The sequence below is a fragment of the Gammaproteobacteria bacterium genome (genome assembly GCA_003696665.1).
Taxonomy (GTDB): domain Bacteria; phylum Pseudomonadota; class Gammaproteobacteria; order Enterobacterales.
In genome coordinates this window covers 1-2597 of sequence record RFGJ01000009.1, presented here as the reverse complement: position 1 = coordinate 2597, position 2597 = coordinate 1, and the positions used below count along the sequence as shown (strand labels likewise).

At 52.3% G+C, this 2597-nt stretch carries 3 protein-coding genes; all 3 read right to left on the bottom strand.

What is annotated here, in order from left to right:
- Positions 1-258, bottom strand: a 258-nt coding sequence (locus D6694_00230; protein RMH48667.1) for a xanthine dehydrogenase family protein molybdopterin-binding subunit, incomplete at its 3' end; no start/stop codon positions are given.
- Positions 255-878, bottom strand: a complete 624-nt coding sequence (locus D6694_00225; protein RMH48666.1) for a hypothetical protein — start codon at positions 876-878, stop codon at positions 255-257. The genes D6694_00230 and D6694_00225, both read right to left, overlap by 4 nt.
- 24 nt (positions 879-902) lie before the next feature.
- A complete protein-coding gene (locus D6694_00220) occupies positions 903-2093 on the bottom strand; it encodes a chromosome segregation protein SMC (GenBank protein RMH48665.1) in 1191 nt (396 codons plus the stop codon).
- Positions 2094-2597 lie beyond the last annotated feature (504 nt).

Genomic DNA, 2597 nt, shown 5'->3' with positions numbered 1-2597 from the left:
CGGGGCCAGGCAGGGGATCTCATTCCCAACCCCCATCTCCTTCAGCGTGGCCGCGGTCAGCACCGCCTTTACCCCCGGTGCCGCCGCAGCCTCCGAGACGTCGAGCTCGGTGATCCGGCCGTGGGCGAAGGGGGCGCGCAGCACGAGGCCCACGAGCTCACCGTCGAGATGGATGTCGTCGGTATAGCAGCCGCGGCCGGTCAGAAACCGTCGATCCTCGCGCCGTCTCAACGGCTGCCCGATCCCGAACTTCTTCATGCTCCTATATTCCCCGTTCGAACTGCCTCGTCCCACTTTTCTCTGAGAGCGCGCAGACACCGCAGACATCCTGCAAGACTTGGAGACCGCCGCGACGCTCTCTCTGGGGACCAATATTGCTCAACGAATTGAGTCATCATCAATACGTATTGAGGGCCTACGGGCCTTCCTGATCCCGCACGCGGTACAATTGCCTGCTTTATCTGAGGGCTTGTGGATTTACGAGTGATGGACACAAGGTAATTTTTGGGCTGTTCCAAGAGCTCTGGTTGGTCACAAATTTGTCCGACAGAAATCCTTAAGTACTTAGCCAATGCGTCGGAATCTGCCAACAGCCATGCTTCCACCTCACGCACCGCTATACGAAAACACATATAAGGTGCTCTCTGAGGCAGTCTATTAGCTATGAACTCCGGTGCACATCCGGCATCACGATCAAGATCAAGCAAAACAAACCAAGGAGATCGTCGTGCGGACTTATTGTATCCGTCTATTTGCTTTAGTATTCTTCCCTTCCCTTGAGCCAGAAGGATTCTTGATACCTCAAATCCAGCAGAATGGGCCACTCGCCGAACAACGGCCTCATCCAGACTACCCTCTACCGCAGCATTCAAACACATAATTAGCTCTCCGCCTCATCAATCTCACTTGACGAAAAGCGGCAGTTGCTCCGGACGAGACGGTCTGGATTCGCTAAGGGCCACGTCGGCAAGCGGAATGCCATTCTCCACAAGATTGTGAACTTCATCTATTGACGATGCCAAAACTATCTCCGTTCCCTCCCGGCCTGGTTTGAGGATTAGAACCTCGTCCAAAGCAATTCCCTCGTCCTGCAGAATGTCGGCAGAATGAGAACTGAGCAAGACTTGCCGTCCACTTCGCTGCTGCATACGAGCGAACATTGCTGGCAAATGTCGTACAATCGCTGGATGCAATGAGAGCTCAGGCTCTTCCAAGAGCAGTGGACCACCCTTTTCTAGAACCGACCAAAGCAATCCGATAAGCCTCAGTGTGCCATCGGAAAATTGTTCCTCGGTCTGCCAAGCTCCCTGTGGCCGCCAATGTTCAAATTTTGCACGGAGGTGAGGTACGCCAAGTTTTTCGTCGCGATAAAATTCCAGTTCCTTTAACTGAGGAACAACCAATTTTAACGCATCGCCGATCCGTCGAAGCCAAGCATCGCGGGTCTTTTTGTTAACGCTGGCAATGCGATCGAGAAAATCACCGCCGAAAGGATCATATTCGCTTCGGAATGGTGACCGTTCGGAAACACTGCGATACCGTTCAGGTTCCCGAATAAGTTGGGGCACCAGATGTAAGTAGCGAACACTTCTAAAGAAATCAACTAATTCTCGAAATTCCTTATTGACATTGACTTGCTCCAAGGCTGTCTGTCTAAGCCGCTCCTGATCCGCATTATCATCTTCGTCGGGACGCATAACTATCTTTTTTTTTCCACCTCTTATTATTTCTTCTTTTACTATTAAGGGTATCGACATTTTATTTTGTTTAAAACCAAGTGTATATTTCCACCTTTCCTTGCCATCGGCGTCAACAATTCTCACGTCAATTTCGACGTCGGGATTCCGACGTGCAGCATGACAGCGCAGCTTGGAAACGCCGCCACGCCGCCCCACTGCTTCCTGAAAACCACCGCCGAACGATACAAGATCGTGAAGAAAACGGAAACAATCCAAGAAATTCGATTTTCCGGACGCATTGGGACCGATGACGAACACGCGGCCTTGAAGCGCAACATCCGCCTTTTTGAAATTTCTCCAGTTCGAAAGCTTTATGTTCCCGAAGCGAAGTGACCCGCGTTCCGTTACAGCCATAGCTACCCCAATCCTCACATCCGCCTCAGCTTTCGAAAGGGAGTGACAAGAGTTGCCCGGAAACCCTCCTGCGCTTCACATCCCACATATATACCCATGTCGCCAAATCTGCCAGCAATCTCACTTTCTTTCGGTAAGAGACACCCTTAGATACGCCAGTCTCGATCCCTACACTCAGCTCTTATCGGAGCACCCTCCGTCGGTTGGCTAAAATGGTGCCCCAAGCTGCCAATTGGTCCAGTGAATGCCTTACGTTGGCTTTTGCACTTGTTGCTCCGTTATAAGGAAGTAGAACAAAAGCTTGGTGAAGAGGCACTGATGAGGTACCCGCATGGACAGGACGCAGATTCCCCGGGGCTTGGACAGATAGGCCATGTGTCAGCTGTAGACGTAACGCGTCCCCTTGTCGATCCTTTCGGTCGGCGCGTCACCTACCTGCGCCTGTCGGTGACCGACCGCTGCGACCTGCGTTGCCGTTACTGCATGCCGGCGCGCCCGCAGTTT

Bases quoted from the DNA above. Each gene is read 5' to 3' on its own strand.
- D6694_00225 (RMH48666.1), bottom strand. From the start codon at position 878: ATGTGTTTGAATGCTGCGGTAGAGGGTAGTCTGGATGAGGCCGTTGTT.
- D6694_00220 (RMH48665.1), bottom strand. From the start codon at position 2,093: ATGGCTGTAACGGAACGCGGGTCACTTCGCTTCGGGAACATAAAGCTT.